At 71.8% G+C, this 25670-nt stretch carries 22 protein-coding genes; 10 read left to right on the top strand and 12 right to left on the bottom strand.

Annotated features, from left to right (window positions below; all coding sequences use genetic code 11):
* Positions 1-336: 336 nt before the first annotated feature.
* Positions 337-1167 (top strand): hypothetical protein, encoded by an 831-nt coding sequence (locus tag B4N89_RS43960; protein WP_078982210.1) that lies wholly within the window; start codon positions 337-339, stop codon positions 1165-1167.
* Positions 1168-1903: 736 nt separating this feature from the next.
* Here B4N89_RS43960 and B4N89_RS43955 read toward each other — a convergent pair.
* The 6 genes from B4N89_RS43955 to B4N89_RS43930 form a co-directional block, all read right to left on the bottom strand.
* Positions 1904-3859, bottom strand: a complete 1956-nt coding sequence (locus tag B4N89_RS43955) for an endo-1,3-alpha-glucanase family glycosylhydrolase (protein ID WP_235619339.1) — start codon at positions 3857-3859, stop codon at positions 1904-1906.
* A gap of 257 nt (positions 3860-4116) precedes the next feature.
* Positions 4117-5040, bottom strand: coding sequence for a hypothetical protein (locus B4N89_RS50385; RefSeq protein ID WP_161501027.1), 924 nt, complete (start codon positions 5038-5040; stop codon positions 4117-4119).
* A gap of 163 nt (positions 5041-5203) precedes the next feature.
* Complete coding sequence (locus tag B4N89_RS43945) at positions 5204-5935, bottom strand: hypothetical protein (RefSeq protein ID WP_143658302.1); 732 nt, start codon at positions 5933-5935, stop codon at positions 5204-5206.
* A gap of 88 nt (positions 5936-6023) precedes the next feature.
* Entirely contained in the window at positions 6024-7070 is a 1047-nt protein-coding gene (locus tag B4N89_RS43940) for a carboxylate-amine ligase (protein WP_161501026.1), read from the bottom strand.
* 210 nt (positions 7071-7280) lie between these two features.
* Complete coding sequence (locus tag B4N89_RS43935) at positions 7281-8204, bottom strand: hypothetical protein (RefSeq protein WP_078982205.1); 924 nt, start codon at positions 8202-8204, stop codon at positions 7281-7283.
* A complete protein-coding gene (locus B4N89_RS43930; RefSeq protein WP_078982204.1) occupies positions 8201-9607 on the bottom strand; it encodes a vWA domain-containing protein in 1407 nt (468 codons plus the stop codon). Before B4N89_RS43930 ends, B4N89_RS43935 begins: the two co-directional genes overlap by 4 nt.
* A gap of 523 nt (positions 9608-10130) precedes the next feature.
* On the opposite strand from B4N89_RS43930, the gene B4N89_RS43925 reads away from it, so the two are divergent.
* The 4 genes from B4N89_RS43925 to B4N89_RS43910 all read left to right on the top strand — a co-directional run bounded on the left by B4N89_RS43925 (position 10131) and on the right by B4N89_RS43910 (position 13962).
* Complete coding sequence (locus B4N89_RS43925) at positions 10131-11348, top strand: carboxylate-amine ligase (protein WP_078982203.1); 1218 nt, start codon at positions 10131-10133, stop codon at positions 11346-11348.
* A 197-nt stretch (positions 11349-11545) separates the two neighbouring features.
* Positions 11546-12361 (top strand): class I SAM-dependent methyltransferase, encoded by an 816-nt coding sequence (locus tag B4N89_RS43920; protein ID WP_078982202.1) that lies wholly within the window; start codon positions 11546-11548, stop codon positions 12359-12361.
* A 132-nt stretch (positions 12362-12493) separates the two neighbouring features.
* Positions 12494-13345, top strand: a complete 852-nt coding sequence (locus B4N89_RS43915) for a metalloregulator ArsR/SmtB family transcription factor (protein ID WP_078982201.1) — start codon at positions 12494-12496, stop codon at positions 13343-13345.
* Complete coding sequence (locus tag B4N89_RS43910; protein WP_078982200.1) at positions 13342-13962, top strand: dihydrofolate reductase family protein; 621 nt, start codon at positions 13342-13344, stop codon at positions 13960-13962. Before B4N89_RS43915 ends, B4N89_RS43910 begins: the two co-directional genes overlap by 4 nt.
* Before the next feature lie 20 nt (positions 13963-13982).
* Here B4N89_RS43910 and B4N89_RS43905 read toward each other — a convergent pair whose 3' ends face one another.
* The gene (locus B4N89_RS43905) at positions 13983-15305 is read right to left on the bottom strand and encodes a phosphoribosyltransferase (protein WP_078982199.1); all 1323 of its coding nucleotides are present in this window, start codon (positions 15303-15305) and stop codon (positions 13983-13985) included.
* A 298-nt stretch (positions 15306-15603) separates the two neighbouring features.
* Between B4N89_RS43905 and B4N89_RS43900 the strand changes: the two genes are divergently transcribed.
* Both B4N89_RS43900 and B4N89_RS51030 read left to right on the top strand, forming a co-directional pair.
* Positions 15604-16575: a universal stress protein gene (locus B4N89_RS43900; RefSeq protein ID WP_078982198.1), complete on the top strand. Its 972-nt coding sequence runs from the start codon at positions 15604-15606 to the stop codon at positions 16573-16575.
* 514 nt (positions 16576-17089) lie between these two features.
* Positions 17090-17464: a hypothetical protein gene (locus tag B4N89_RS51030; RefSeq protein ID WP_201261174.1), complete on the top strand. Its 375-nt coding sequence runs from the start codon at positions 17090-17092 to the stop codon at positions 17462-17464.
* 70 nt (positions 17465-17534) lie between these two features.
* On the opposite strand, the gene B4N89_RS43885 is transcribed toward B4N89_RS51030, so the two are convergent.
* From B4N89_RS43885 to B4N89_RS43875, 3 genes are all read right to left on the bottom strand, one after another.
* Positions 17535-18008 (bottom strand): SRPBCC family protein, encoded by a 474-nt coding sequence (locus B4N89_RS43885; protein ID WP_078982196.1) that lies wholly within the window; start codon positions 18006-18008, stop codon positions 17535-17537.
* A gap of 176 nt (positions 18009-18184) precedes the next feature.
* The gene (locus B4N89_RS43880; RefSeq protein ID WP_078982195.1) at positions 18185-18640 is read right to left on the bottom strand and encodes a MarR family winged helix-turn-helix transcriptional regulator; all 456 of its coding nucleotides are present in this window, start codon (positions 18638-18640) and stop codon (positions 18185-18187) included.
* Positions 18641-18707: 67 nt separating this feature from the next.
* Entirely contained in the window at positions 18708-19616 is a 909-nt protein-coding gene (locus B4N89_RS43875; protein ID WP_078982194.1) for a LysR substrate-binding domain-containing protein, read from the bottom strand.
* An 86-nt stretch (positions 19617-19702) separates the two neighbouring features.
* On the opposite strand from B4N89_RS43875, the gene B4N89_RS43870 reads away from it, so the two are divergent.
* Together B4N89_RS43870 and B4N89_RS43865 are read left to right on the top strand one after the other, a co-directional pair.
* Positions 19703-21040, top strand: coding sequence for an aspartate aminotransferase family protein (locus B4N89_RS43870; RefSeq protein ID WP_078982193.1), 1338 nt, complete (start codon positions 19703-19705; stop codon positions 21038-21040).
* A 135-nt stretch (positions 21041-21175) separates the two neighbouring features.
* Complete coding sequence (locus B4N89_RS43865; RefSeq protein ID WP_078982192.1) at positions 21176-21823, top strand: TetR/AcrR family transcriptional regulator; 648 nt, start codon at positions 21176-21178, stop codon at positions 21821-21823.
* A gap of 12 nt (positions 21824-21835) precedes the next feature.
* Here the strand turns inward: B4N89_RS43865 and B4N89_RS43860 are convergent, their stop codons facing one another.
* Both B4N89_RS43860 and B4N89_RS43855 read right to left on the bottom strand, forming a co-directional pair.
* Complete coding sequence (locus B4N89_RS43860) at positions 21836-23050, bottom strand: GDSL-type esterase/lipase family protein (protein ID WP_078982191.1); 1215 nt, start codon at positions 23048-23050, stop codon at positions 21836-21838.
* Positions 23047-23664, bottom strand: coding sequence for a TetR/AcrR family transcriptional regulator (locus B4N89_RS43855; RefSeq protein WP_078982190.1), 618 nt, complete (start codon positions 23662-23664; stop codon positions 23047-23049). Before B4N89_RS43855 ends, B4N89_RS43860 begins: the two co-directional genes overlap by 4 nt.
* A 426-nt stretch (positions 23665-24090) precedes the next feature.
* Here B4N89_RS43855 and B4N89_RS43850 point away from each other — a divergent pair, with 426 nt between their 5' ends.
* On the top strand, positions 24091-25656 hold the full coding sequence (locus B4N89_RS43850) for an ABC transporter substrate-binding protein (RefSeq protein WP_078982189.1): 1566 nt from the start codon (positions 24091-24093) through the stop codon (positions 25654-25656).
* Positions 25657-25670: the final 14 nt, after the last annotated feature.

The following is a 25670-nucleotide window of genomic DNA, read 5'->3' as shown; positions in this document are numbered from 1 at the left end:
CTCTCCGTGGACGCAGGCTGTCGCGGGCCGGGTGATCCGGTCTCCGGGCCCGGGGGGACAGGGACGGCGCCGCATTACCGATCCATTCGCCCGCCTCAGTGAAGCAAAGGGCGGATCCCGACGTCAAGGACACCGGACGAATATCCATTGTGCGCGGCCGGCACTCATCGGCGGCATTCCGATTTCGGCACGGAAATACGCGTCCATCGGTGTGGATGGCCCTATGGTGTCCCCGATGCGCGATCGCCGACTCGCGCCGTCGCACGCGCAGGGAGGTCTCGATCGAGACCGGACGACGCGGGCGCGGCGCGCGTCGACAATCCACGGGAGGCGCACATGATCGACCCGGCTTCGGTGCCGGCCCTACCGGTGATCGTGATCGAGACGACCGCGCGGGGCGAGACGGTGGTGGACGGTGTACTCGTGCCCGCGCCGGTGGAGTTCGCCCGCACGGAGGCGATTCGTCGGGTCTCGGTCGAGGCGCTGAGCCTTGGCCGGGCGGTGCGGGCCGTGGCCGTCGAGGCGGACGGCACCCGATGGCCGCTGATCGTCGACGGGAACGGCGAGGTGACGGCCGTGGACGCGCATCCGGCCCCGGACACCCCGCCCCGTCCACCGCGACCGGTGCTCGTCGAGGGACCGCCCGGCCGGCCGGCCGCCGGCCGACCCGACGCCGCGCCGGTGGAGGTCGAGACGGTCGAGAGCCCGCACACGACCGGCGTCGAGCCCGTCCCCGAACCGATCCCCGACGCCTCCGCCGCCGAGCGCCGACACGCCCTGCTCGTGCGGATCCGAGCCGCGGTGGAAGCCGAGGACTGGACCGAGGCGCGCACCCGTGCCGTGCAGCTCACCGCGGACGATCCCCGTCCCCCACGGGGCGCCCGGGAAGTGCGCGCCTACGTCGCCGCCCTGACCGGGGAGCCCGAACTGGCCGCGAGGATATACGCGGACCTGGTCCTCGAACCGGAGGCGGACGCCGAGTCGGATACGGCGCTCCGGCACCTCGCGGACAACGCGTATACCAGTTGGCGGCGCGTGGCGCGGCTGCGAGCCAGGCTCGACGTCGGTCCCTCGGTGCTCCGGGCCCAGGTACGGGCACGCGGCGCCGACGACCCGGTGACAAAGGCCGCGCGGCGTTGGTTGGAAGAGCTGCGCCTGTTGGACTGACGGGCCCGGCGCCGGCCGGTGCCCACCCCGGTCCGCAAGCGCCAGAGCCGCTTGTCCTTCACGCCATATTCCTTCAGCCTGTGGGCACTTGGCCCGATGCGCGACATGGCGCAGGCTGGTCGCATCGAAGAGCCCGACCCCGACTGCAGCGGGTGCTCGCCTTCGACGAGAACCCACGGTTCTCCCGAACCAACCCTCGCCATCCTTCGGGAACGGAAGGAAATCCGACATGATTTGCTCTGCTTCGTCCATGGGTGGAGGCCGCGGAGGTCGCGGTGGCGGCACCCGAGGCGGTACTCGCACCGGCGGCACGAAGCCTCCGCAGAGCGTGCAGCGGTCGGTCGAGTTCTGCGACCGGTCGGCCGACCACCCGACGTCCGCCGAGGCGGCTTCAGGGAACTGAGCGGCGCGGGCTCGGACGACGGCCGGGCGTTCCCCCTCAACGGCGCGGGGGAGACGTACCCTCCCGGCACTCGTTGCCCGAGCCCGCACCGCCCGTACCCGTACGGCGTTCGGAGTCTCACCCCCGTCCGATCCCGTGCGAGTCCACGACGGCCCGGATGCGCGACCCCCATCGCGCATCCGGGCCGTCGTGTTTGTGTGTCGTGAACCGGACCGAGGTCGGAGCGCGCAGCGTGCGATGGTCCCGACGCCGAGCCGAGAGTGTGCCGAACAGGCGACGGGGCCGGGCCTGTTCGGGCCCGGCCCCGCCGGTCGTACTTCCTGCCGTGACGCGTCAGCCGGCGTCGGGCCGGCCGCTGCTCGTGCCTCGGTAGCCGAGATCCTGCGCGGCGAAGTCCTTGCGCACCACGTGTGCGGAGGAGACCGTCGCGACCGTGGCCGCTCCGCGCGCGATCGACGCCGAGTTGGTGCCGTAGGCGAGCGGGAACAGCCTCGCCTGCACACCGGCGGCGGCCTGGTAGCTCTGGCCGGCGCCGCCGATCGTCGCGTTCACCGTCGCCGGGGCGACGAGGAACGTGAGCACCTCCACCGAGTCCCTGGGCGGGTTGGTCCCCGCCCTGGGGGTCATCAACTTCGTCTGACCGCCCGTCGGCCGGGCCGCCGCGAACTGGACGCGATGCGTGAGATACGCCGTGTCCCGGGTGATCGCGGGCCACGCCCCGGTCTTGAGCCGGACCAGGTAGTAGTCCGAGATGTCGACCCAGGTGTGCCCCGAGTTGGCCGAGGGCGCGAACTGCGTGCCCTCGGAGTAGTCGTTCCAGGTGGTCAGTTGCACCCAGTCGGCGCCGCCGGAGATGGTGTTGTCCCAGGAGACCCGCAGGTTCTCGGTGTTGTTCGCCTCGTCGTAGATCCCCTGGTTGGGACGCTCGTCCTGCACCGCGACCGGCTGCATCCAGATCTTGCCGAGGCTGTGCGCCTTGGCGATGTCCGACCGGATGTTGCCCTGGCGGTTGGGACTGCGATTGCCCCAACTGGAGAACCCGTAGCTGACCGAGGCGTACTTGTCGGCGTTCGCCGAGAAGTTCAGGAACACCGGGACCAAGGCCACCTCGATCCGATGGGACTTCTCCATCGCGGTGATGAACTGCCCCCACCACTGCGGTGTCTGCTGCTCCGCCTTGAAGGGGGAGATCACCACCCGACCGTCCGCGAGACGCCGGACGGAGGCAGAGGACGCCAGATCGGCCATCGCCGTGGCCAGACCGGCGGGAGTGACGTCCTTGAGCGAGGTCATGTCCGGCATCGGCACGATCGTGAAGCCGGGATCGGTGCTCTCGGCCGCCTTGATCAGCGTCTTGAGCCTGCTCCAGTGCGCACCGGTGGTGTTCAGTACGTCGACGGTGAAGCCGTCCACACCGGCCGCGGTCGCATCCCGGATCTCCCGCCGCATGTCCGCGAGTTGCCAATCCCCGGACAGCGGCGCACGCGGCACCGGCCGATCCCGCAGCAGACCTCCGTAGGCGGCGTGCTTGCCGCTCTCGCCCGCCGGGTCGAGGTAATTGCGCTGGTAGTAGTCCTGATTCGGCTCCTTGTTGTCGAGGGAGGCGGGGTAGGGGGTGAAGTAGTGCGCGTACACCTTCTTCTCGCTCGCGCGCAGTGCCGCCGTGGACGGCATCTCGAAGGGCAGCGCCCCGGTGGTGGGGGTGGACGGATCGGTCCAGCGGACCGAGAGCCGGGGAGCCTGGGCGGCTCCCGCGCGCGTGGACTGGAAGACGCCCTGCGCACCCTTGGCCGCGGTCAGCGCGAAGGCGTACGAACCGTTGCCGGTGAACGCCGAGGACACGTCGATGGATCCGACCTGCCCCGCGGCGAACCCGTCGCGCGAGCCCACCTCGTCCCCGAACGCCGGCTGCCGGTTCCAGGTCAGCGTCTTCGCCGACCAGGAACCGGTGACCTTGTGCACCTGTACGGAAGTGTCGGTGGTCCGGGCCGAGTACAGGTCCAGATCGAGCCGCACATCCCGGGCGCCGGCGGGCACGCCCGCGACGGTGAACCGAAGGAAGGCGCGACGCTCGGAGCGCGCGACCCCCTCGCAGGTCTCCGGACACACCGACAACCAGGTCTGCGAGTCGTGGGTCCTGGCCGGAGCCACCTGGCTCACATAGGCGTTCTCGGTGGTGGGCACCGTGGCCTTGGAGTTGTCCGAGTTCCCCGACGCGACCCCGAAGGTGACGGCACCGCCGACCAACAGGAACGCGGGCAACACGAATTTGAGCGAACGAAATCGCAAGAAGCCCTCCACGGTACTTCGAGGCAACCGAAGTCGACTTACCCGCGATCGGCAGGGGCCCGTGAACGGGCCACGACACATCACGGCCCGGCCCCGAAAGGGACACCGGCGCGGTGCGACGTCGGGAGCCTAGGGCAACGTCCCCCGGGGTGCGAGGAGCGTCGGGCGATCCGCGTGTTCGGGATGTCGGGCCCCGAGCGGGCCGCCCGTTCGCGGGCGGACCGGCCCAAGGGCCCGGGAGGTCCGGGGTCGGGCGATCAGCCCGCGGCGCCCGGCCGGCGGGGGTCGCGCCGGTGGGGGCGACGGCCGATCAGCAAAAGTGCGCCGACCCCGGAGACGAGCACCGCCGCGGACGCGCCGGCGATCCGGAGCACGCCGTCATTCGCGCCGGTGTGAGCCAGTTGGCCCGGCGCATCGCCCGAGGCGGGCGGAGTGCGCTGGTCGTCGGGAGGCGTCGAGGCCGACGCCGACGCCGAGGGCGAGGTGGAGGGGGGCTTCGACGTCGCGGAGGCGGAGGTCGAGGGGCTCGGCTTCGAGGTCGACGGGCCGGCACTGGGCACGGCGGTGGTCGGCGGAGCCGTGCTGGACGGCGGCGCCGACGTCGGCGGTTTGGTCGACGGCTTCGGCGACGACGGCGCGCATTCCTTGCCGCCGTTCCAACCCGCGATCAGGTCGGTGGGGAACTTCGCGTCCGGATAGCGCGGCAGCGGATTGGCCTTCCCGTCGAAGACCTTGTCGTTGCCGTACAGGTCGATCTGGCCGAAGCACGGCGGTGCGTGGCGGGCGATGTCGAGAGCGGCGCCGCGGTGCGCACCGGTGAGGGACACCGTGCGGGATCCGAGATAGCGCTGCACCCCCGAGGTCTTCCAGGTGGGGCCCTCCGCGCTGTACGCGGCGAGGGTGACCTTGTACGTGCAGGACTTCGGCACGTTGCCGGCGATCCGCACGCTCACCTTGGTGGCGAGGGACCCCAACAGGCCCGCCTTGGACCAGGTCTTGCCGTCGTCGACGGACCATTCGATGGCGACCGTCCCGCACGCCTTGGCGTCGTCTTCGGTCGCGTGGGCGGTTCCGGCGCCGGCCACGCTCGCGACCAGCGCCACGGCGCCGGCGCCCAGGCCCGTGACGAATCTGCCGGGCACGCTTGGTCGGGCCGTCGTGTCGGTGTGACTTCGTTGCACTGTGCTGCTCCCCGGATTGGGTGAGGGGTGACGACTCGATCCACGGGCGGAGGGAGTCCGGGGGCAGGTTCGCGCCGCGGGTGTGTCCGAGGAAGGGCGAGTCGATCACCCGGGACGGGTATACGCGCGGGTAGCCGCCGTCCGCCGTCCCCGTCGTGCGCCGTCAGGCCGACCGGGCTCCGACGCCTTCCGGCAACACCCGGCCCACCCAATCCCGTACCGCGGCCTCGGTGGACGCGGTGTCGGTCGACTCGCGTCGGTCGAAGACCCGGAACCGAGCCGCGTCGTCGGTCGCCAGGCGCTCGAACAGGACGGCCTTGTGGTGGAGTTGCGCCGGGTCGAGCAGCTTTTCGTGGTCCTGCGCGCGCAACCGCTCGACGACGGCTTCCGGTTCGTCCACATTGATCAGGACGACGTCGGGGAGCGGTCGCCATTCGGCGACGGTCGCCAGGAACCGGCGCGCGCTGCGGTGCGCTCGGTCGACGTCGTCGGGGTGCCGGGTGACCGCGTCCTCCACAGCCGCCGTGTAGATGCCCCGCTGCTCGACGACCGTGCGCCCGGCGGCCAGGAACAGCCGGGCGGATTCGTAGCGGTGGGTCTGCATCGCGATCAGGGTCAGCGTCTCCGAGGCGGACCGTCCGCCCCTGATGTACGGGTCGCCTCCGACCGCCTCGGCCAGTGCCATCAAGGTGGCGAAGTCCGGCCGGGCGTTCGGTTCACGGGTGGATCCGACGAAGATGCGCGGGGGCGAGATGATCGACCGCAGCAGCGCCGAACTCACCTCGTACGCCTCCAGTCCCTCCACCCCCACGAGCAGGCCGGGGCGTCTGACGCGCCCGCCCGTGGTGACCTTGGATTCGCGTTCTCGGGCGGGCTGCCGCGTTTTCTGAGACATGGTGGAATGCTGCGCCGGGGGACCGATCGACAACAGGCCGCGACGGGCATCAGCGACGGGTAAACCGCATGGTAATAAGGAGAGTTCGTCAACCGTGCGCGGTGAGCCGGGCGGTGGGTGCCGGGGCGGTGTCGGTGACGGCCACGCAGGCCATGGTGCGGGCCAACTCCCGGTCCACGGCGGCGCTCGGGCCACCGGCTCGCGCGGCGCCGCGCTGCCGCGCGGCCCCGGTGCCTTCCGTGAGCACCCGCTCGATCGCGGTCTCGACCCGGTCGAGGTCGTCGGTCTCGCGCAGGTACGGGGCCATTTCGGCCACCAGGGCACGGACCACCGTGGCCGCAGGACGTGTCACTGCGGCCACGGGGTCGATCAGGTCGTGCGCGAGCCCGGAGCGCGCCGCGTGCCGCATCGCCTGCCGGGCGATCGTCGGCGAGCCTGCGGGCGGCGTCCGGTGCGCGACGACGGCACGGGAGGCGTGGCGGTAGAGCGCGCGGAACAGGGCCGCGATCGCGACGGTCGCCTCGACGTCGGCGATGGCGTCACAGACGCGGAGTTCGAGCATGGGCGCGTGCGGCGACAGGCGCAGTGGCGGGTGGAACGCCTTCCGGGGGGAAGCGCCGGCGCCGCCCACCGCCTGCGCCGGGGCCGAGGCGTCCAGGCGGTGCCGGCGCCAGCTGGCATGACCGGTGTCGCGGCCGGCCCAGTACGGCGAACTCGACGACAGCGCCAACAGCGTGGGTACGTGCGGCATGATCCACGCGATCGCCCGAGCCGCCACCTCGTCGTCCTCGGCCTCGACGCGGACGAACATGCCGCAGGTGAGCCGGCCGCCGGTGGGCTCCGCCGCGGCCGGCTCGTCCCGGCCGGGCAGGGGCGCGGTTCCGCTTGCCAGCGCACCCAGGTGCAGGCCTGCGGCACGCTGGACCAGGATGCCCCGAAGGGCGACCAACTCGCCGCGCAAGTCCCCGAGTTCGTGGTGCGCGGAACCTACCAGCCGGATCGTCGAAGCGGTGTCCCGGTCCCCGACGAAGGCGCCGATCGGAAGTCGGTCCAGAAGTCCGCGAGCCGACGGCACCACCTGCTTGGTGGTCAAGTCGACGACGTGGAACTCCTCTTCGATACCCAGCTTGAGCACAGTGACCCCTTCATCGGCCTCGGCAGGACGCCGACAGGGTCCGGGTACCCGTGTTGCGGGACCCCCGTCCCGTCGCCTGCCGCCTCGGACCCGTTCGATCGGCGTCCGGAACAACGGAGCCCATCGTCGCCAAGGGCCCGCCGGGACAAAAGGACGGGGCGGTTACCACGTCTGGGTAAATCTGCCGGTAGCCCGGAGGTTCGGTGCGGTTCAGTCCGCTCCGGGCGGGGGGCCGGGCGGGCGCGGGGGCGGGGCCGGCCTCGCGTGGGCGCCCCACGGCGAGACGGGTGTCGGGGCGGGCGCGGCGGACCGGCGGCGCAGCGCGTAGGCCCCGGCGCCGGCGGCCAGGAACGCGGCGACGGTTCCGCCCAGCGCGACGCCCCAGTCGGTGGCCGTGGACGACGTGTCGTCGTCGGCGGTCCGGCCCGCTCCACGCGCGGACGCGCCGGCGGCGCCTGTTCGGGTCCGGGTGGGCGGTGGCGCCTCCGTTCGGGTCCGTCCTTCGTTCTCGGGGTCGATCGGCTGATCCGGGCGTTGAAGGGGCGCGCCCTCGACGGATACCTCGAGCGTGATGGGGACCACGACGCCGCGCTGGGGTCCCTGGGCACCCGAGATCGAGACCTGGATGTAGTAGGCCCCGCGCAGGGCGTAGCGGTCGTCCTTGAACTCCTTGACCGAGCCCTTCGTCCCGTCGAAGTTCTCGTACTTCTTGCCGTCGCCCACGGTCCACGCCCCCGAGGACACCTCCAAGTGCGTGGTGCGGGGCGTGAGCTGCATCGGCGGGGCGGCGGTGTTCGGGATGGCCTCGCGCAGCGGGTTGTAGAGGTTGACGACGAAGCGCGGGCCCTGCTTGTGCGGGAAGTCGGCCGGGATGTCGACGGAACCCTTGACCGACAACTTCTGGCCCGCCTGCACGTACACGCGCCAGAACAGGAAGTCGCCCACGACCAGGCTCTCCCGATGCACGCCGGAGACGAGCGTGCCCGCGCCGTTGAACGAATAGCCGCCGGCGGCATCGGTCGCCGCGGGGGGCTCGGCGCCGGCCGCCGTGCCGGTGAGGGCGATCGGGGCGGTCAGGGCGGTGACGGCGGTCAGGGCGACGGTTGCCCGGCGGATGCCCGGTATGCGGCTCATGCTCGGTTCCGGCGGCGGCGCGAGGCGGTGGCCACGAAGGAGCCCAAGCCGCCGCCGAGGAGGATCGCGCCGGCGACGAGGGCGACGGTGGTCGTGGTGCCGGGACCGTTGTCGTCGTCGGCCGCGCGGGCGGAGACCGGGGCGCGGGAGTCGTCGGCGTTCGCGTCGGGGGCGGCAGCGGCGGTGGCCGTGGCGGTGGGAGCGAGGGCCGGGTCGCCGTCGGGCTGGATGGCGTTCGCCCGCTTCGGATGGCTGATCAGGAGTTCGAGGAGGATCCGACGCTGGGGGTCGACCTCGGCGCTGTGCGAGATCCGCAGGCATCCGATGCCGTCGGGCGCCTTGGCCGTGTTGTGCTTTCCGCCGGTCGCGCCGGTGGTGACGATGTTGTTCGCCTCCAGGGCCACGCCCTCGCTCAGGAGCCAGCTCTGCGGCAGGTCCGGCGGGCCGGAGCGGATGAACAGGTGGGCCAGGAACGCCGAGTTCTCCCGACCGTCCTCGTGGCGCATGCGCTCCGAGAAGATGGCGGTGGCGCCGATGGCCAGGTCCTCGTCCGGGTTCTTGCGGATGCGATACCAGAGGTCGCGGCTGGTGGTGAACGCGTCGAGATACTGGCCGTCCTCGACCATCGGCGCGTTCGGGCAACCGGTCGTGGCGCCCTGGACGGGGCGTCCGGAGGCCGCGTACGGGGTCGCGGCCCGCCGGAAGAGGCCGGTCATACTGGACACCAGCGACTCGGCGTCCTTCGCGTCGGCGTAGGCCCCGCCACCGGCGGTGGTGATGCACTTGAGCTGGTCGCGTGCCGCCCCCGAGACGTTGAAGCCGACCGCGTCCACCGTCAGCCTGGTGCCGCCCGCGTTCAACTCCTTGGCGACCTCGCACGGTTGCGGCGGCGCGCAGGTGTCCTCGCCGTCCGACACGAGGATCACGTGCCGCTCGCCGTGCGTACCGAGGTCGTTCGAGGCGGCCCGCAAGGCGTTGCCGATCGGGGTGAATCCGATCGCGGTCAACCCGGCGACCTCCTGCCGGGCCGCGTCCTTGGCCTCCGCGGTCGGCGTCGCGACCGGAACCAGGAGTCGGGTGTCGGCGCAACCCTGGACCTTGTCCGTTCCCGGGTAGGTCGAGCCGTAGACGCGGATGCCGACCTGCGCGGTGACCGGAGCCGCGTCGATGATGCGGTTCACCGCCTGCTTGGCGGCCTCCAGGCGCGTCTGTCCGTTGCCGGCGTCGTTCTGCTTCATCGAGCCGGACAGGTCGAGTACCAGCTCCACCTTGGCCGGTTCCGGCGGGCCCTGCGGCGCCGGATCGGCCGCCGCGACGGAAGCGGGCCCGCACAGCGCGAGGAACAGCGCGGCCGGCGTCACGGCCGAGCATGCGCGTAGGTATCGGATCACAGAGTCGATCATGGGAGCCGGAACCTCCGATGCCAAGGGGGAAGGTCCATCGAACCCGCTGCACCGATCGCGGTCCGGCTCATCCTGAACGCCGAAGAACGAGGCGAATAGCCGGATCGCGCGGCCGGCCGGCCGGACGGACGGCCGCTCGCCCGACCGGAGACGGGCGGTGAAGGGGTGGCGCCGAGGGCGGGCCTGGTGTTGGGTTGGGCTTTGCGTCGGGTCGGCCCCGGTATCGCGTCCGGTTCCCGAACACAGGCTCAGAAGCGCCGTTGCTCAGCGTAAGACTTCTTGGACCCAGCGGGTCTTGGCAGCACGGTCACCAAGTCGCAGTCTTGTCCAACGGCCTTGCAAGCCAACGGATTTCGGCTGCTTCGGCGACCCGCCCGAGGGCGCGCCGACTTCGCTCGACCTCGGGGACGGCCCGACCGTCGAGGGCACGGGACGCCACCGACGCCTTGGCTGTCCGGCCGACGGAGGACACGCGGGCGGCGGAACACGTGCAGCCGACACTGGACACATCTCAAGGGGACGCATGTCGATTCGGACTGTGGGTGTCGAAGAAGAGTTTCACATCGTCGACCGTCGGACGGGGAGGTTGAGCCCGGCGGGTACGGAACTGCTCGCCGAGCTCCCGGCGGCCGGCTTCACCGGTGAGGCCAAGGAAGCGTCCATCGAGACCAACAGCCAACCACACCGTGAACTGGCCGATCTGCGGGCCGACTTGATCGCCTCCCGAAGTCTGCTCGCCCGTGCGGCCGAGAAGATCGGCGTGGCGGTGATCGCCTCGGGCACCGCGCCGCTGATGGACCTGGCGGATTCGCCCCAGGCTCCGGGTGATCGCTACGCCTCGATCAAACGCGACTACGCCCTGGTGGCGGACGAGCAGGTGATCTGCGGGATGCACGTCCACGTCGGGATCGAGGACCGCGACGTGGCCGCGCGGGCGATGGCCTGGATCTCGCCGCATCTGCCCACCCTCCTCGCGCTGTCGGCCAGTTCCCCCTACTGGCTCGGTACCGACACCGGATACGCGAGTTGGCGCAACATGCTCTGGCAGCGCTGGCCGTCGGCGGGCCCGGCCGACGCCTTCGCCTCGGCCCGGGAGTACGACGCCATGTTGGAGGGCCTGGTCCGCTCGGGGGTGATCCTCGACACCGGCATGCACTACCAGGACCTGCGGCTGTCCTCGCACGTGCCGACGATCGAGATGCGCATCTGCGACGCGTGTCCGGACGTGGACACGTCCGTGCTCATCGCCGTGCTCTTCCGCGCCCTGGTGCACCGCGCGATCCGGGCCGTCGAGGCGGGGGAACGTCCCCCGCAGCACTCGCCCGCCTGGCTGCGCGCGGCGACCTGGCGGGCCGCGCGCTCGGGTCTCGAAGGGCAGTTGATCGATCCGACGACGATGGCCGGCGACTCGGCGCGCACGGTGATCTGGACGCTGATCGAGAACCTGATGCCGGATCTGGTGGCGGCGGGGGACTTCGCCTTCGTACGCGCGGTGACCAAGCGAATGTTGGACGCCGGGAGCAGTGCCGCGCAGCAGCTTCGGGTCGACGATCCGTCGCCGCGGGCGGCGGCGCAATTGTTGCGGGCACAGACGGTGGCGTTCGGTGAGATGCCGGGTGCGAGCGCCGGTGCGACGACGAACGGCGTCGCGCGCAGGAAGCGTTCCGGCGGTGTGATCGAGGGAGAGGGTGTGGATTCGAGCGTGGAGCGGGTGACCGATACGCCCACTTTGGTTGCCTGATGTTGCTGGTTTCGTGGCGATGAGTGAGTGCTTGTCGGAACGGGTGCACGGATTCTCGTGCACCCGTTCTGCTTTGCCGTGAGCTTTGCCGCAAGCCGGGTCTGTCCACATTTTGATATACGAATCTCATCATTCGACATGACGGCGTACGTTGGGGGGTGCATCGGCGAACTGGGATCGCGGGAAATGGGGATGTCATGTCGAAGGAATCCGCCGTATACACGCACGGGCATCACGAATCCGTGCTGCGCTCGCACACCTGGCGGACCGCCGCCAACTCGGCGGCCTACCTGCTCGACCGGATCGAGCCGCACATGAGGATCCTGGACATCGGGTGCGGGCCGGGCACCATCACGGCCGACCTGGCGGCACTGGTCCACGACGGCCGGGTCACCGGCGTCGACCATGCGCCGGACATCCTGGACCAGGCACGTGCCACGGCAGCCGAACGCGGGCTGGACAACGTGGACTTCGCGGTCGCCGACGTGCACGCCCTGGACTTCCCGGACGACACGTTCTGCGTCGTACACGCGCACCAGGTGCTGCAACACGTGGGCGACCCGGTACAGGCTCTGCGGGAGATGTACCGGGTGACCAAGCCGGGCGGGTTCGTCGCCGTCCGCGACGCGGACTATCCGGCGATGGTCTGGTTCCCGCCCACGCCCGGCATGGACGAGTGGCTGGACCTGTACCTGCGGGTGGCCCGCGCCAACGGCGGAGCACCGGATGCCGGCCGCCGGCTCAAGTCCTGGGCGCTGCGCGCCGGTTACCCCGACATCACCGCCTCGTCGAGCACCTGGTGCTTCGCCGACCCGGCGGAACTCGCCTGGTGGAGCGGACTGTGGGCGGACCGCACCCTGGCCTCGGCCTACGCGGACCGCGCCGTCGACGGCGGCCATGCGACCCCCGACGAGCTGCACACGATCTCGGACGCCTGGCGTGAGTGGGGGAGCCGCGAGGACGCCTGGTTCTCCGTCCAACACGGAGAGATCCTCTGCCGCAAGGCGGCCTGATCGCCGAAGGCCGGGCTGGCGAGTGCCCCGCGAGCGAATACTCGGGGTTTGATAACAGGCTCTGTGAAGGCTGAACCAGCCTTCCGCAAGTATTCGTTGACACGAATATTCGTGACGGTGAATACTTGAGCCATGGACGAACTCCTTGTCGCACTGGCCGATCCGGCTCGTTGGCGACTGGTCGTGTTGTTGGCGGAGCGGCCTCGGGCGGTCGGTGTGCTGGCACGACTGGCCGAGGCCCGGCAGCCGCAGACGACCAAGCACCTCCAGACGCTGGAGCGAGCCGGGATCGTCGCGTCGCAGCGCAGCGGGCAGCGCCGGATCTACGCGTTGCGGCCCGGCCCGCTGCGAGAACTGGCCGCCGTGCTGGGGCGGATCGCCGACACGGCCGAGCGGGCCGGCGGGCCGGGGGAGACCCACGACCGCTACGGGCGCAGCCTGGAGGCGGAGCGGCTCGCCGCCGGGGAGGCCGGGTGGGCCGACGGCCGCGCGTTCGGATTCGCCCGGTCGTTGCCGGCGCGACCGGATGCGGTCTGGCCGTATCTGACCGAGGCGACTTTGCTCGGTCGATGGTGGGTGCCCGACGACCTCGGGGTCGCCGCACTGGTTTTCGAGGCGCGACCGGGCGGGCGGGTCGTGCTGGAGTATCGCGACCCGGAGGACGTCGACGACACCGGCCCGGTCGTCGGCCGGGCGGAGGGCGTCGTCGACGCGGTACACCCCGGCAAGCGCCTCGCGTATCGACTCTCGCCGCTGCTGCCCGACGGCGGGCCCGCCTTCACCTCCCACGTCGAGCTGGACCTGCGCCCCGACGGCGCCGGCACCCGGCTCGACGTGCGCCTGCGGATCACCGACAGCACCGTCGAGTCGGCCGACTTCATCGCCGGCATCGAGATCGGCTTCGGCCAGAGCCTGGACAAGCTCGCGGCGACCCTCGCCGCGGGTGCGCACACCCCCGACACCGACACCCGGAGCACGAGATGACCACGCAGACCACCGGACGCAGGATCGTCACCAACATCGCGCTGTCCCTCGACGGCCGCTACGCCCGCCCCGAGGTGCCCGAGGACATGAGCTGGGTCATGCCCTACGCCCTCACCGACGTCGCCCGCGATCACCTCACCAGCCTCTGGGAGCCGGCCACGACGGCGCTGCTCGGGCGGGTCAACGCCGAGGGGTTCCTGGGTTTTTGGCCCACGGTCATCGGCGCGGAGGGCGTCGACCCGCGCGACGAGGGCTTCGCGAAGTGGCTCGTCGGCACCGACAAGGTCGTGCTCTCCTCCACCCTCGGCGAGGCGGCGCCCTGGGAGCGGACGACGATCGTGAACAAGCCGACCGCCGAGGTGGCCGCCGACCTCAAGGCGACCGAGGGCGGCGACATCCTCGTGCTCGCCAGTGCCGGTGTGATCAAGGCGCTGCTCGCCGCGGATGCGGTGGACCGCCTGGCGCTGACCGTGTTCCCGGTCTTCCTCGGCGGCGGCCCGCGCCTGTTCGAGGACGGCCTGCCGCCGGCCGAGTGGACGCTCACGGCGCAATCCGCGGGCGAACACGGCACGCTGTGTCTCGTCTACGACCGCGTACGCGGGGGGCTCACGGGGTGACGCCGGACCGGCCGGCGCGGTCACGACGGTGGTGGCGCCGAGGTGTGGTGCCGCGGGTCGGCGGTGAGCCAGGCCCGGGCCAGGTCGGCGACGGCGGCGAGGGTGCCGGGTTCGGTGAAGAGGTGGCCGGCGTGGGGGACGACCGCCAGGTCGCTTTCACAGCGCAGGTGGGTGCGGGCCCGTTCGTTCAGGGCGAGGACACTCGGGTCGTCGCCGCCGACGATGAGCAGCGTGCGGGCCGTGACCTCGGGCAGGCGGGGTGTGGCCAGGTCGGGCCGGCCGCCGCGGCTGACCACGGCGCTCACCCGGTCGCCGAGGTCGGCCGCGGCCCACAGCGCGGCGGCGGCGCCGGTACTGGCGCCGAAGTAGGCGACGCTCGCCGTCCGGGCCCGGGGTCGGTCGCGTAGTGCGCGGGTGACGGCGACGAGGCGTGCGGCCAGGAGTTCGATGTCGAAGACGTTGCCTCGGGCCTGTTCCTCGGTTGCGGTGAGCAGGTCGAAGAGCAGGGTGCCCAGGCCGGCCCGGTTGAGTGCGTCGGCCACGAAACGGTTGCGCGGGCTGTGCCGGCTGCTGCCGCTGCCATGGGCGAACACGACGATCCGGTCGGCTCCGGCGGGGACGGTGAGCCGCCCGCGCAGTCGCACGGCGCCGGCGGGCAGGTCCACGTCCTCGTCCGTCGGGCCGGCCCCGCCCGACGGGCCCGGTGTCGGCATCCGCGCGGCGGCGCGGGCCAGGCAGTCGACGACCTCCTCGTCGGTGGTCTGGGAAAAGTCCGAGTAGAACTGCCCGACCGCCATGAAGCCGAGGGGGTTGTGCGGACAGACCAGTTCGTCGGCGTCCGCCCCCGCCGACCAGCCGGACGGGGCGACGGGCACGGCGAGGACCACGCGGGCGGCGCCGCGGGCCCGCACGGTGCGGCAGGCCGCGAGGGCGGTGGATCCGGTCGCGATGCCGTCGTCGACGATCAGGACGGTGCGGTCGGCGAGTTCGGGGGGCGGCCGGCGGCCCCGGTAGCGGTGCGCGCGTTCGACCAGCAGGGCCCGCTCGCGCTCTTCGATGTCCCGCAGCGTGGTCGCGGAGATGCCCGAGGTGCGCACCACGCGGTCGTTGAGCACGCGCGTTCCGTCCTCGGCGATGGCACCCATGCCCAGTTCGGGTTGGGACGGCACGCCGAGTTTGCGCACCAGGCATACGTCCAGGGGTGCGTGCAGGGCGTCGGCCACCTGCGCCGCGACCGGTACCCCGCCTCGGGGCAGGCCCAGGACGATCACGTCCTCGCCGGCGAGGTGGGTCAGCCCGCCGGCGAGTTGTCGTCCCGCGTCGACTCGATCGGTGAAGAGCATGGTTCCTCCTCCGTCCGAACGCGGGGAAGAGGCCGGGTCCGGGGGGACGGTTCCGGGGGCGACCGCCGGCGGCCCGGGGAATCGGCGCCCGTCGGTGGGGTTCGAGCGCGGGCGCGATGGGTGGTCGCGGCCGCCGATGACGTCTCGTCCCGCTCCTTCGATTCTGCGACCGCGGCGCAGCGCGTGCCCGTCGTCGCGGCGACGGGCCACACACGCGAGACAGACACCGGGCGGACGAGAGACAGTGGAAGGACAGCATCGCCATCGAGGGGGGTTCCCTGGGTCACCGGGAGCTGTCATGACAACCGGACGTCGGCCCGTGGTGGTCGGAGTCGAGAACTCGGCGGCGGGCATGCTCGCCGTCTCCTGGGCGGCCGACGAGGCCGCCCGACACGCGCTGCCGCTGCGCCTGGTCCACGCGTCGGAGTGGCCGGCGGATCCGGCGGGCGCGCAGGCCGAGGCGGAGCCGAGCCGGTACGACGGCCGGCTGCATCGGGCGCACGTCTTCGACTGGTCGGTCGAGACGTATCCCGAGGCCGAGATGCCCGTGGTGCGCCGCAGCTGGGCCGAACGTCGGCGTGCGGCGGACGAGGCGCTGTTGGACAAGGCGCGGGTGGTGGCGGCCAGGCGCAGACCGGACGTGCCGGTGACCACGGCGGCGGTCGACGGCCGGCCGGTGGACGTGTTGCGGGCGCAGGCGCGCGAGGCGAGTGTGCTGGTGCTCGGGTCGCGCCGGTTGTCCGCGTTCACCGAGTTGTTGACGACGGGCAGCATCGCGGTTCCGGTGAGTGCGCACGCGCCGTGTCCGGTGGCGGTGGTACGCGGGCCCGAGCCGATCACCGGCGAGCCGCCGACGGTGGTGGTGGGCGTCGACGGATCGGCCGGGTGCGAGCGGGCGGTCGGGTACGCCTTCGAGACCGCTTCGTTGCGCGGCGCGGGCCTGCGGGCGGTGCACGTGCGTGCGCCGACGGCGAGCATGGTGGCCGCGTTCGGCAGCGAGGCCGAGGTGGAGGAGGCGCTGATCCGGCTGGGCGAGACGCTGGCGGGGTGGAGCGAGAAGTATCCGGACGTGCTGGTGGAGCGGGTGACGGTCCTGGGCCATCGGGTGCGCGCGTTGGCGGATGTGGCGGCGGACGCGTTGTGTCTGGTGGTGGGCAGCCGGGGCATGGGCGGTTTTCGCGGCATGCTCCTGGGCTCGGTCACCAACGGTCTGATCCACCACGCTCCCGGGCCGCTGGTGATCGTTCCGCAGGGCGGCGACGTCGGGTGAGCGCGCGGGCTAGCCGGCGTGCGGGAACCGGTGTCGGAGCCGGTTCGGGGCGCCCGGCGGCGCGGCGCGGGTGGATCACGAACGGGTCGAGGACGCGTCGAGGTGCCGGATCCGGGTAGGCGGGCGGGCGAGTGCTCCGGGCGAGAGAACCGTCGGTGACACGTCGGGAGCGATCCGAGCGGGAGACGGACGGGAGGTCGCGCGGACGGATGCCGCCGAGAGACCCCGGGGCGAACCCGGGCAGTGATCCGAGGGAGACAGTGTGATGACCATTCCCATGCCGGTGGACCCGGATACCCGGCCGCCGCAACCGACGCCCTGGCCGGGCCCGGGCCCGGGTCCGGAACCGGTGCCGGAGCCGCCGCGACCGGGGCCCACGCCCGAACCGGAACCGGGCCCGGAACCCGAGCCGCAGCCGGTCTGACCTCGGCGATCGTGTCGGCGTGTGCCCGGTCGGGGACGGGCGTAGCGTGGATGGGTGGGGGTGCCGCACGCAATCCCTAGCGGAACGGATGTGAGCGTCGTGATCATCATCGGACTCTTCATCGCGGCGGCGAGCGTCGCATTCGCGGCCCTGCTCGTCGCGTACAACACCTCCGGCGGTCCCGAGTACACGGTGAGCATGTTCGACACCGACATGGTCACCCTGGACACGCTGGCGGCGTTTTTGGCCGGTCTGGCGCTGGCGCTGCTGTTCTGCGCGGCGCTGGCGATGGCCATGACGGGGATGCGGGCGCGGGCGCGGCGGCGCAACTCCGCGGCTCGCGTGGAGGGTTACGACCGGGGCGGCCGGGTGGCCCGCTACCGGGCCGCGCACGAGTGGCAGGCGGATCCGGCGCGGACCGAGCGTGCGGATGTGCGTCGGGAGCCGCCGGAGGGCACCGTGTGAGGGTGGCTGCCCGATGACGAGGCCGGTTCGGCGGATGGCCCAGCCGGCCTCGTGGTGTGGTAGGCCGGTGTCAGTTCGGGGGGATGCGGCCGGCTTCGGTGGGGCCGGGAGTGTCGCGCGTCTCGCCGGGTGCCTTCGTTTCGACGAGTTCCTTGAAGCGCAGCAGGTCCGGTCGGACCCGGGTCGCGGTGAAGGGCGGGGTGGTCTCGGTGGTGTCGGTGAGGCCTTCGGGTTCGACCTCGGTGACGACGTCGATCGTGGTGTGGTCGGCGTCGACCGCGCGGAAGGTCACGAGCGCGTGGTGGCGGGGTTCGTCCGACACGGTGCACCAGGAGACGCGTTCGTCGGGGAGTTCCTCGGTCTCGGTGCCGAATTCGCGGGTCACGCCCGCGGTGTAGGTCTTCCAGTAGTGGTGATGGGCGTCGAGCCGGACCACCTCCTCGACGCCGTCCATGAACCGCGGATACTCCTCGAAGCGGGTCCATTGCAGATATGCCGTGTGCAGCGGGACGTCCACGTCGACGGACTCGGTCATGGCGCTCATACCGGTCACCTCCCACGGTGGGGCGAACCATATGTCTGCGGCGTGCCCTGGGGCCGCGAGCCCAAACGACCGCCGGCGCGGCGGTACGGGTGCGGGTGGGGTGGGAGATGCCGGCGGGGCGGCAGGGGAGGATCGAGGCCGCCGCCGAGGGCCGCCGGCGGGGTGTGGACGTCGGGTCATCGCTCGTGGGGTCGGCGGGTGCGTCTGGTGTCGACGTTGGTGGTCAGTGTGGTGAGGAGGTCGGGGAGTTCGGCGACGGTCGGCTCGGGCAGTCCGGTCACGGTCTCCTCGGCCAGGGTGCACCATGCCTGTTTGATCCGCTCGACCAAGGCGGTTCCGCTGTCGGTGAGTTCGACGACGGCGGCGCGTTTGTCGGTGGGCGCCGGGGTGCGGCGGATGTGGCCGGCGGCTTCGAGTTTGCGGGTCATCAGGGTGACGCTGGGGGGTTCGCAGCCGAGTGCGTCGCTGAGCCGGCCCTGGATCATCGGGCCGTTGCGGGCGAGTTCTAGCAGCAGTGCCTCCTGGCCGGGGTGCAGGCCGAGCGGGGCGAGCAGGGTGGTGATCCTGGCCCGGTGGCGCAGGCTCAGCAGGCGGATGGCCTGGTTGAGGGCGTCGGCCCGGTCGAAGTCCATGGCTCTTCTCGGCTCTCCTCGGCGGATCGCTTATGCGCATAACATTATCAAGGGGTCGGGCGCGGAGTCAGGCGCGGCCCGGCAGCGGTGGTCGCGGGCGGTCGCGGAGTACGTCCAGCACGGCCCGGACCGCCGCGCGTTGCGGCGAGCCCCGGCGGATCGCCGCCGTGATCGTCCGGGTCTGCGGTGTGGCCAGTTCGCGGGTGAGCACCCGATAGCGGTGATCGACCGCCAGACCCGGCAGCAGCGCGATGGACAAGCCGGCCTCGACGTGCTGGAGCGTCATCATGTAGTTGCTGAACCGGCACACCACCCGCGGTTCGAAGCCCGAGCGGCGGCACAGGCGCAGCGCGAGGTTCGCCATGTACGACTGCGGCATGTCGAACGCCCACGGCTCGTCCGCGCAGGCCGCCAGGTCCGCGGTGCCGCGCCCGGCGGCGGGGTGCCCGGGCGGGACCACCAGCACGATCGGATCGGTGCCGAGGGGGACCAGGTCGAGGTCGGGGCCCAGCGGCAGTTCGTCGAAGTCGGTGGTGGTGATGATGACGTCCACGTCGCCGACGCGCAGCGCCGGCATGCTCTCGTGCGGCTCCAGCTCCAGCAGTTGCACGTCCAGGCGCGGATGTTCGCGGGCCAGCCGGGTGACCGCGGGCACCGCCATCGAGTGGATGGCGCTCTGGAACGCGCCCAGGCGTACCGGTCCGGCCGGTTCGTCGGCGAAGCCGCGCAGTTCCTCCTCGACACCGTCCATGTGGTCGAGGATGGCCCGGGCGCGGTGGGCGAGGATCAGCCCGGCCGAGGTCAGCCGCACCCGGCGGCCGGTGCGCTCCAAAAGGCGGGTGTGCGTCTCGGCCTCCAGGACGGCGAGCTGCTGGGAGACGCTGGACGGGCTCAGGTTGGCCGCCTGGGCGACCGCGCGCACGGTGCCGAGGGTGTGCAGTTGGCTGAGCAGGCGCAGCCGCCAGGGGTTCATCATCTCGCCATTGTTGTACGGCGTAGCCGAACAGCAGGGCCACAATCGTGTGCTGGACGTGTGCTCCGGGCCCGACCTACCGTCGGGACATGGCTGCTTCGACCACCTCCTCGTCGCCCTCGCCCGACTCGTTCTGGACCGACGCCGAGCGGCATCTCGTGCGCTACGGCGGCGAGTTCACCCGCGAGATCATCGACCGCGCCGCCGGGAGCTTCGTGTTCACCGCCGACGGCCGGCGCATCCTCGACTTCACCTCCGGGCAGATGAGCGCGATCCTGGGCCACGCGCACCCGGCGATCGTGGACACCGTGCGGCGGCAGGTGGCGACCCTGGACCACCTGTACAGCGGCATGCTCAGCCGTCCGGTGGTCGACCTCGCCCGGCGGCTGGCCGATACGCTGCCGGATCCGCTGGAGAAGGTGCTGCTGCTGACGACCGGCGCCGAGTCGAACGAGGCGGCGATCCGGATGGCCAAGCTGGTCACGGGCCGGCACGAGATCGTCTCGTTCGCGCGGTCCTGGCACGGCATGACGCAGGCCGCCGCGTCCGCGACCTACAGCGCGGGGCGCAAGGGGTACGGTCCCGGCGCGCCCGGCAACTTCGCCATTCCGGTGCCGAACGTGTACCGGCCCGACTTCGTGGCGGCGGACGGAACGCTCGACTGGCGGCGGCAGCTGCACTTCGCGTTCGACCTGATCGACGCGCAGTCGACGGGCAGTCTGGCCGCGTGCCTGGTGGAGCCGATCCTCAGCTCGGGCGGCATCATCGAGCCGCCCGTCGGCTACCTGGCGGCGCTGCGCGACAAGTGCCGCGAGCGTGGGATGTTGCTGATCCTGGACGAGGCGCAGACCGGCCTGTGTCGTACCGGGGACTGGTACGCGTTCGAGCGCGACGGCGTCGTGCCGGACATCCTCACGTTGTCCAAGACGCTCGGCGCGGGGCTGCCGCTGGCCGCGGTGGTCACCAGCGCGGAGATCGAACAGCGGGCGCACGAGCGGGGGTTCCTGTTCTTCACCACGCACGTGGCCGACCCGCTGCCGGCGGCGGTCGGCAACACCGTGCTGGACGTGCTGATCGCGGATCGACTCGACGAACGGGCCCGCTCGCTCGGCGCGTTCCTGCGTCGGGGGTTGGTCGAACTGGCCGAGCGTCACCCGGTGGTCGGCGACGTCCGCGGTCGCGGGCTGCTCGCCGGTCTCGAACTGGTCGACGACCGGGACGACACGAAGCACGGCTCCGACGAGCTCGGCGCGCGTGTCACGCGGCGCTGTCTGGAGTTGGGGCTGCACATGAACATCGTGCAACTCCCGGGCATGGGCGGGGTGTTCCGGATCGCGCCGGCGCTGACCGCGACCGAGGACGAACTCTCGCTGGGGTTGAGCATCCTGGACGAGGCGATCGGCGACGCGTGCGCGGGTGGGCGGTAGGCGGGTGCCTGCGGTGGGTGGGGGCCTGCGGAGGATGGTCCTGTGGCGGGTGGGCTCCGGAATATCATTCAGGTTCGTGATAGCCTCTAACCGGAATGCGGGGACGCGGCTGTGCGGGCGAAAAGGTGACGGGTCATGGCGGAAAGCGAGACGAACACCCCGCGGGAGCGCTACCGCACCCAAGTGCGGACGGAGATCAAGCAGCACGCGTGGGAGCAGATCGCCACGGCGGGTGCGTCCGCGCTCTCGCTGAACGCGATCGCCAAGCAGATGGGCATGAGCGGGCCCGCGCTCTACCGCTACTTCGCCGGCCGTGACGAGCTGATCACCGAGTTGATCCGGGACGCGTACCGCAGCATGGCCGACGCCGTCCGGGTCGCCTTCGAGAGCGGCGCGGACGTGGCCGAGACGGCGCGCGCCATGCGCCGGTGGGCACTGGCGGATCCGCAGCGCTACCTGCTGATCTACGGCACGCCCGTCCCCGGCTATCACGCCCCCGACGACATCACCGCGATCTCCGGCGAGATCATGGCCACCCTGCTCGACGTGTGGAGCGCGCAACCGCCGGCGCAGCACGCCACGACCGCGCTGGAGGCGCACCTGGCGCAGCACCGGCGCTGGGCGGGCGAGCACCCCGCGCCGGCGGCCGTGCTGCACCGGGCCCTGATCTTCTGGACCCGGCTGCACGGCCTGCTGTCCCTGGAACTGGCCGGCCACTTCGTGGGCATGGAGTTCGATCCGGAGCTGCTGTTCGAGGCGGAAGTCGCCGAGCTGCGGGGATAGCGGGGACGGCGGTCAGCCGGCTTCGGCTTCGGCTTCGGCTTCGGTTTCAGCCTCGGCGGACAGCGGGCCGGCGGGGCCGAAGGCGAGGCGGGCGAAACGTTCGCCGATGCGGCGGTGGGCGGCCGGGTCCGGATGCAGGTCGTCGGGCAGTGGGAGTTCGGCCTGGTCCGCCGCGCCGTACAGGTCGAGGCCGTCGAGGTGGTGCAGGTTCGGGTCGTCGGCGGCGCGCCGCGCGACGATCCGGGCCAACTCGTCCCGGATCACCGTCAGGGTCAGCCGCCCGGCGGCGACCTGCGCCCGATCGCCCGTGGCCATGAACCGCAGGCGTCCCTCGGCGATCGCGGCCGGGTCCACGGCGCACGGCCCCGGGGTGTGCTCGTGGATGGCGCAGTGGATCGGCGATACCACCAGCAGCGGGGTGTCGGGGTGTCCGTCGCGGATGGTGTCGAGGAAGCCGTGCACCGCCGGGCCGAACGCCCGCAGCCGCATCAGGTCCGTGTTGACGATGTTGATGCCGATCTTGAGGCTGATCAGGTCCGCGGGGGTGTCGCGCATGGCGCGGGCGGTGAACGGGTCGAGCAGGGCGCCGCCGCCGAAGCCGAGGTTGATCAGCTCGACGCCGCCCAGAGCCGCGGCCAGGGCCGGCCAGGTTCCCGTCGGGGTGGCCGCGTTGGAGCCGTGGCTGATCGAACTGCCGTGGTGCAGCCACACCTTGCGCCCGTGCGCCGGTGCCGCGTGGATGGGGGCGTCGCCGCGCAGCGCGACCAGCCGAGTGCTCTCGTCGTGCGGCAGCCAGATCTCGACGTGCTTGTCGTGGGTGGGCAGGTCGGTGAAGCGCACGGTGCGCACCGGGCCGGGGCGGGTGTGCGCGGTCCCGGTGGCCGGGTCGATGGTGAGCGTGTCGCCGTCGGGCACGCTCGCCCGGGCGGTGTGGCTTCCGTCGACGAGGAGTTCGTACACCCCGTCGGGGCGCGGCGGGGCTCCGGGGTAGACGCGCTTGGTGGCCACGACGTCCAGTTCGAGGACGGTGGCCCGAGTGCGCAGGGCCAGGCGTACGCCGGAGGGCTGGGACTCGGCCATGGCCAGTTGGCCGTCCGGGATCTGCCGGCGGGCGTGCGCGGGCAACCGGTGGGGCACTACGCCGCGTTCGGTGTGTTCCAGGTCGAGGGCGCCGCGCAGCAGGTCGGCGGTGAGGGGAGTGACGGTGTGGGCGTACGGGGTGTTCATGGTCGGGGTCTTTTCGCTGTACGGAGATGGCGGGGGAGGGGTCGGGAGGTGGTGGGCCAGGTGCGCAGCAGGCCGTCGAGTGCGTCGAGAATCGCGGTCCAGCTCTGTGCCGAGTCGGGGGAGCTGTGCGCGAAGCCGCCGTTGGACTCCAGGTCGACGAAGCCGGCGAAGACGCTGCCCAGCAGCCGGACGGCGTGCGTTTGGTGCGGTTCGGCCAGGTCGTATCCGCGCAGCAGCGCGCGCATCATCCGCGCGTGCCGGACGCCGGCACTCGCGGCGGCCGTCTGCGGGTCGAGCCGGTATCGCGCGGCGGCGAAGCGGCCCGGGTGGGCGAGGGCGTAATCGCGGTAGACGTTCGCGAAGGCGGTCAGCGCGTCCTTGCCCGCGCGCCCGGCGATGGCGGCGGAGACCCGGTCGGCGAGTTCCTCCAGTGCGAGCAGCGCGATCCGGGTCTTGAGGTCGTGGGCGTTGGCGACATGCGAGTACAGGCTCGCGGTCCGTACGCCCAGCCGCCGGGCCAATTCCGCGGGCGTCGCGTGCGCGAACCCGACCTCGTCGGCCAACTCGGCCCCGGCCCGCACCACGCTTTCGGCGGTCAACCCCGCGCGCGCCATGTCCGCCCACCTTTGCTCATCCGCTCTCGGGTTCACCTGAATGAATTATGTGCATGCCTAATCTATTTAGGCAAACGAGATGTCTCGTTCGGGCCGCGCGGCGCTCGGTCGGGGGACACGAAGGGGGCGCGCGGCGCGGCCAAGGTCGCGAGGACTGCACGGCGCCGCACCGCCTGCCGTTGGCGATTCGGACGGATTCGATGATCGCTCTTCGTCCGCGGCGACGATACGAGGTGTGCGGGCGCTGCCTACCCTGAGCGTCCACTGCGGCAGTCGCGCCGTTCTCCGAGGAGGTATCCAGATGGGACGATCCGACGCGGTCGGGTCCGGTGTCCGGACGGTGGATCCGAACATTCGTACGTCGAGCGCCGCCGCATCGGGAGGCGAGGGGCGTACGCGCTTCGCCGTTGCCGCCGGTGGTGCACGATGAGAGGCGCCGCGCGGGCGGCGGCCGGCGCGGTGGCGCTGGGGGTGCTCGCCACCGGGTGCGGCGGCACCGGCTCCTCGAGCGCGGGCGGGAGCGACACGATCACGATCGGTATCTCCGAGGACCCGGCCAACCTGTCTCCGCTCACCTCGCTGTCCAGGATCACCTCGCTGATGTCGCGGTTCTCCTACGACGCGCTGGTCAACACCACGGTCGACGGGCAGATCGTCTCCGGCGTCGCCGAGAAGTGGGAGTCCGACCCCCTGTCGGCCACGTTCACCCTGCGGCGCGACGTGCGGTGCGGCGACGGCCAAGTGTTGACCGCGTCCGCCGTCGCGGCGCAGTACAACTACATCGCCGACCCGAAGAACACCTCACCGCTGTACGGCCTGGCGGTGGCGCCGGGAACCGTCGCCACCGCGGACGACGCCACCAACACGCTCGTCCTGCGCACCCCCGAACCCACCCCGTTCCTGCTGCGCGGCGCCACCCAACTGCCGCTGGTGTGCCCCTCGGCGCTCGCGGCGCCCGACACGCTCAACCACGCCACCGACGGCACCGGGCCGTACCGGCTCGTCGAGGCCGCGACGGGTGACCACTTCACCTACACCAAACGGCCCGACTACGTCTGGGGACCGGGCGGCGCGAACTCGGCCGAACTGCCCGAGCGGTTGGTGTTCAAGGTCGTCACCAACCCCTCGACCAGGGCCAACCTGCTGCTGGGCAAACAGCTCGACATCGCCTCCGTGACCGGCGCCGACCGGGTCCGGCTGACCGCGGCGGGGCTGAAGTACCGCGTCGAGCGCAACCCGTACGGGATGTTCCTGTACAACGAGGCGCCCGAGCACGTCACCGCCGATCCCGCGGTGCGCTGGGCGCTGACCGCAGCGCTGGATCTCAAGCAGTTGGGGGCGGTGGCCACCGGCGGCAAGGGCTCGACGCCGACCCGGGTCGCGGTCACCATGCTGCCGACCTGTTCGGCGGACGCCGTGAGCGCGAACATCCCGCCGCACGACCCGGCTCGCGCGGCGGCCGCGCTGCGTGGGGCCGGGTGGACCAAGTCGGGCGGGCACTGGACCAAGGACGGCAGGCAACTGTCCATCGTGCTGCCCTACATGGGGACGGCCGGTTCGGAACTGCTGTCCGCTGTGGAGCTCGCGGTCGAGCAGTGGCGGTCGTTCGGGGTCAAGGTCAACCGTCGACCACTCACCGCCGGGACCACCGGAGAGGTGCTGGCCTCCGGGCAGTGGGACATCTCCTGGACGCCGATCACGCTGACCCAGCACGACCAGCTCATGCCCTTCTTCAGCGGCCCCAAGGGGCCCGACGGGCTCAACTTCGGCGCCGTCGACAACCCCGAGTACCAGCGCCTGGTGGGCCTGGCCATGAGCAAGCCGGACACCGCCGGCTGCGCCGAATGGACCGCGGCCGAGGCGGAGTTGGTCAAGCGCGTCGACGTGATGACCTTCGCGGACATGCTGACCCCGTACTTCGCCACGCGCGGCACCACGTTCAGCATCGACGGCAGCGGAATAGACCCGATGTCCCTACGCCGAACCCGCTGACGCGGGCGAAGATG

Source organism: Embleya scabrispora (genome assembly GCF_002024165.1).
Classification (GTDB): Bacteria; Actinomycetota; Actinomycetes; order Streptomycetales; family Streptomycetaceae; genus Embleya; species Embleya scabrispora_A.
The sequence above is the reverse complement of the archived record's forward strand: the minus strand, read 5'-3'. Positions and strand labels throughout refer to the sequence as shown.

What these genes read in the sequence shown, in the direction of transcription:
- B4N89_RS43930 (WP_078982204.1), bottom strand. Translation starts at nt 9,607, where the DNA reads ATGATCGACTCTGTGATCCGATACCTACGCGCATGCTCGGCCGTGACG.
- B4N89_RS43915 (WP_078982201.1), top strand. Translation starts at nt 12,494, where the DNA reads ATGGACGAACTCCTTGTCGCACTGGCCGATCCGGCTCGTTGGCGACTG.
- B4N89_RS43900 (WP_078982198.1), top strand. Translation starts at nt 15,604, where the DNA reads ATGACAACCGGACGTCGGCCCGTGGTGGTCGGAGTCGAGAACTCGGCG.
- B4N89_RS43905 (WP_078982199.1), bottom strand. Translation starts at nt 15,305, where the DNA reads ATGCTCTTCACCGATCGAGTCGACGCGGGACGACAACTCGCCGGCGGG.
- B4N89_RS43885 (WP_078982196.1), bottom strand. Translation starts at nt 18,008, where the DNA reads ATGAGCGCCATGACCGAGTCCGTCGACGTGGACGTCCCGCTGCACACG.
- B4N89_RS43935 (WP_078982205.1), bottom strand. Translation starts at nt 8,204, where the DNA reads ATGAGCCGCATACCGGGCATCCGCCGGGCAACCGTCGCCCTGACCGCC.
- B4N89_RS43870 (WP_078982193.1), top strand. Translation starts at nt 19,703, where the DNA reads ATGGCTGCTTCGACCACCTCCTCGTCGCCCTCGCCCGACTCGTTCTGG.
- B4N89_RS43855 (WP_078982190.1), bottom strand. Translation starts at nt 23,664, where the DNA reads ATGGCGCGCGCGGGGTTGACCGCCGAAAGCGTGGTGCGGGCCGGGGCC.
- B4N89_RS43945 (WP_143658302.1), bottom strand. Translation starts at nt 5,935, where the DNA reads ATGTCTCAGAAAACGCGGCAGCCCGCCCGAGAACGCGAATCCAAGGTC.
- B4N89_RS43910 (WP_078982200.1), top strand. Translation starts at nt 13,342, where the DNA reads ATGACCACGCAGACCACCGGACGCAGGATCGTCACCAACATCGCGCTG.
- B4N89_RS43960 (WP_078982210.1), top strand. Translation starts at nt 337, where the DNA reads ATGATCGACCCGGCTTCGGTGCCGGCCCTACCGGTGATCGTGATCGAG.
- B4N89_RS43865 (WP_078982192.1), top strand. Translation starts at nt 21,176, where the DNA reads ATGGCGGAAAGCGAGACGAACACCCCGCGGGAGCGCTACCGCACCCAA.
- B4N89_RS43860 (WP_078982191.1), bottom strand. Translation starts at nt 23,050, where the DNA reads ATGAACACCCCGTACGCCCACACCGTCACTCCCCTCACCGCCGACCTG.
- B4N89_RS43880 (WP_078982195.1), bottom strand. Translation starts at nt 18,640, where the DNA reads ATGGACTTCGACCGGGCCGACGCCCTCAACCAGGCCATCCGCCTGCTG.
- B4N89_RS43925 (WP_078982203.1), top strand. Translation starts at nt 10,131, where the DNA reads ATGTCGATTCGGACTGTGGGTGTCGAAGAAGAGTTTCACATCGTCGAC.
- B4N89_RS43875 (WP_078982194.1), bottom strand. Translation starts at nt 19,616, where the DNA reads ATGATGAACCCCTGGCGGCTGCGCCTGCTCAGCCAACTGCACACCCTC.
- B4N89_RS43850 (WP_078982189.1), top strand. Translation starts at nt 24,091, where the DNA reads ATGAGAGGCGCCGCGCGGGCGGCGGCCGGCGCGGTGGCGCTGGGGGTG.
- B4N89_RS43920 (WP_078982202.1), top strand. Translation starts at nt 11,546, where the DNA reads ATGTCGAAGGAATCCGCCGTATACACGCACGGGCATCACGAATCCGTG.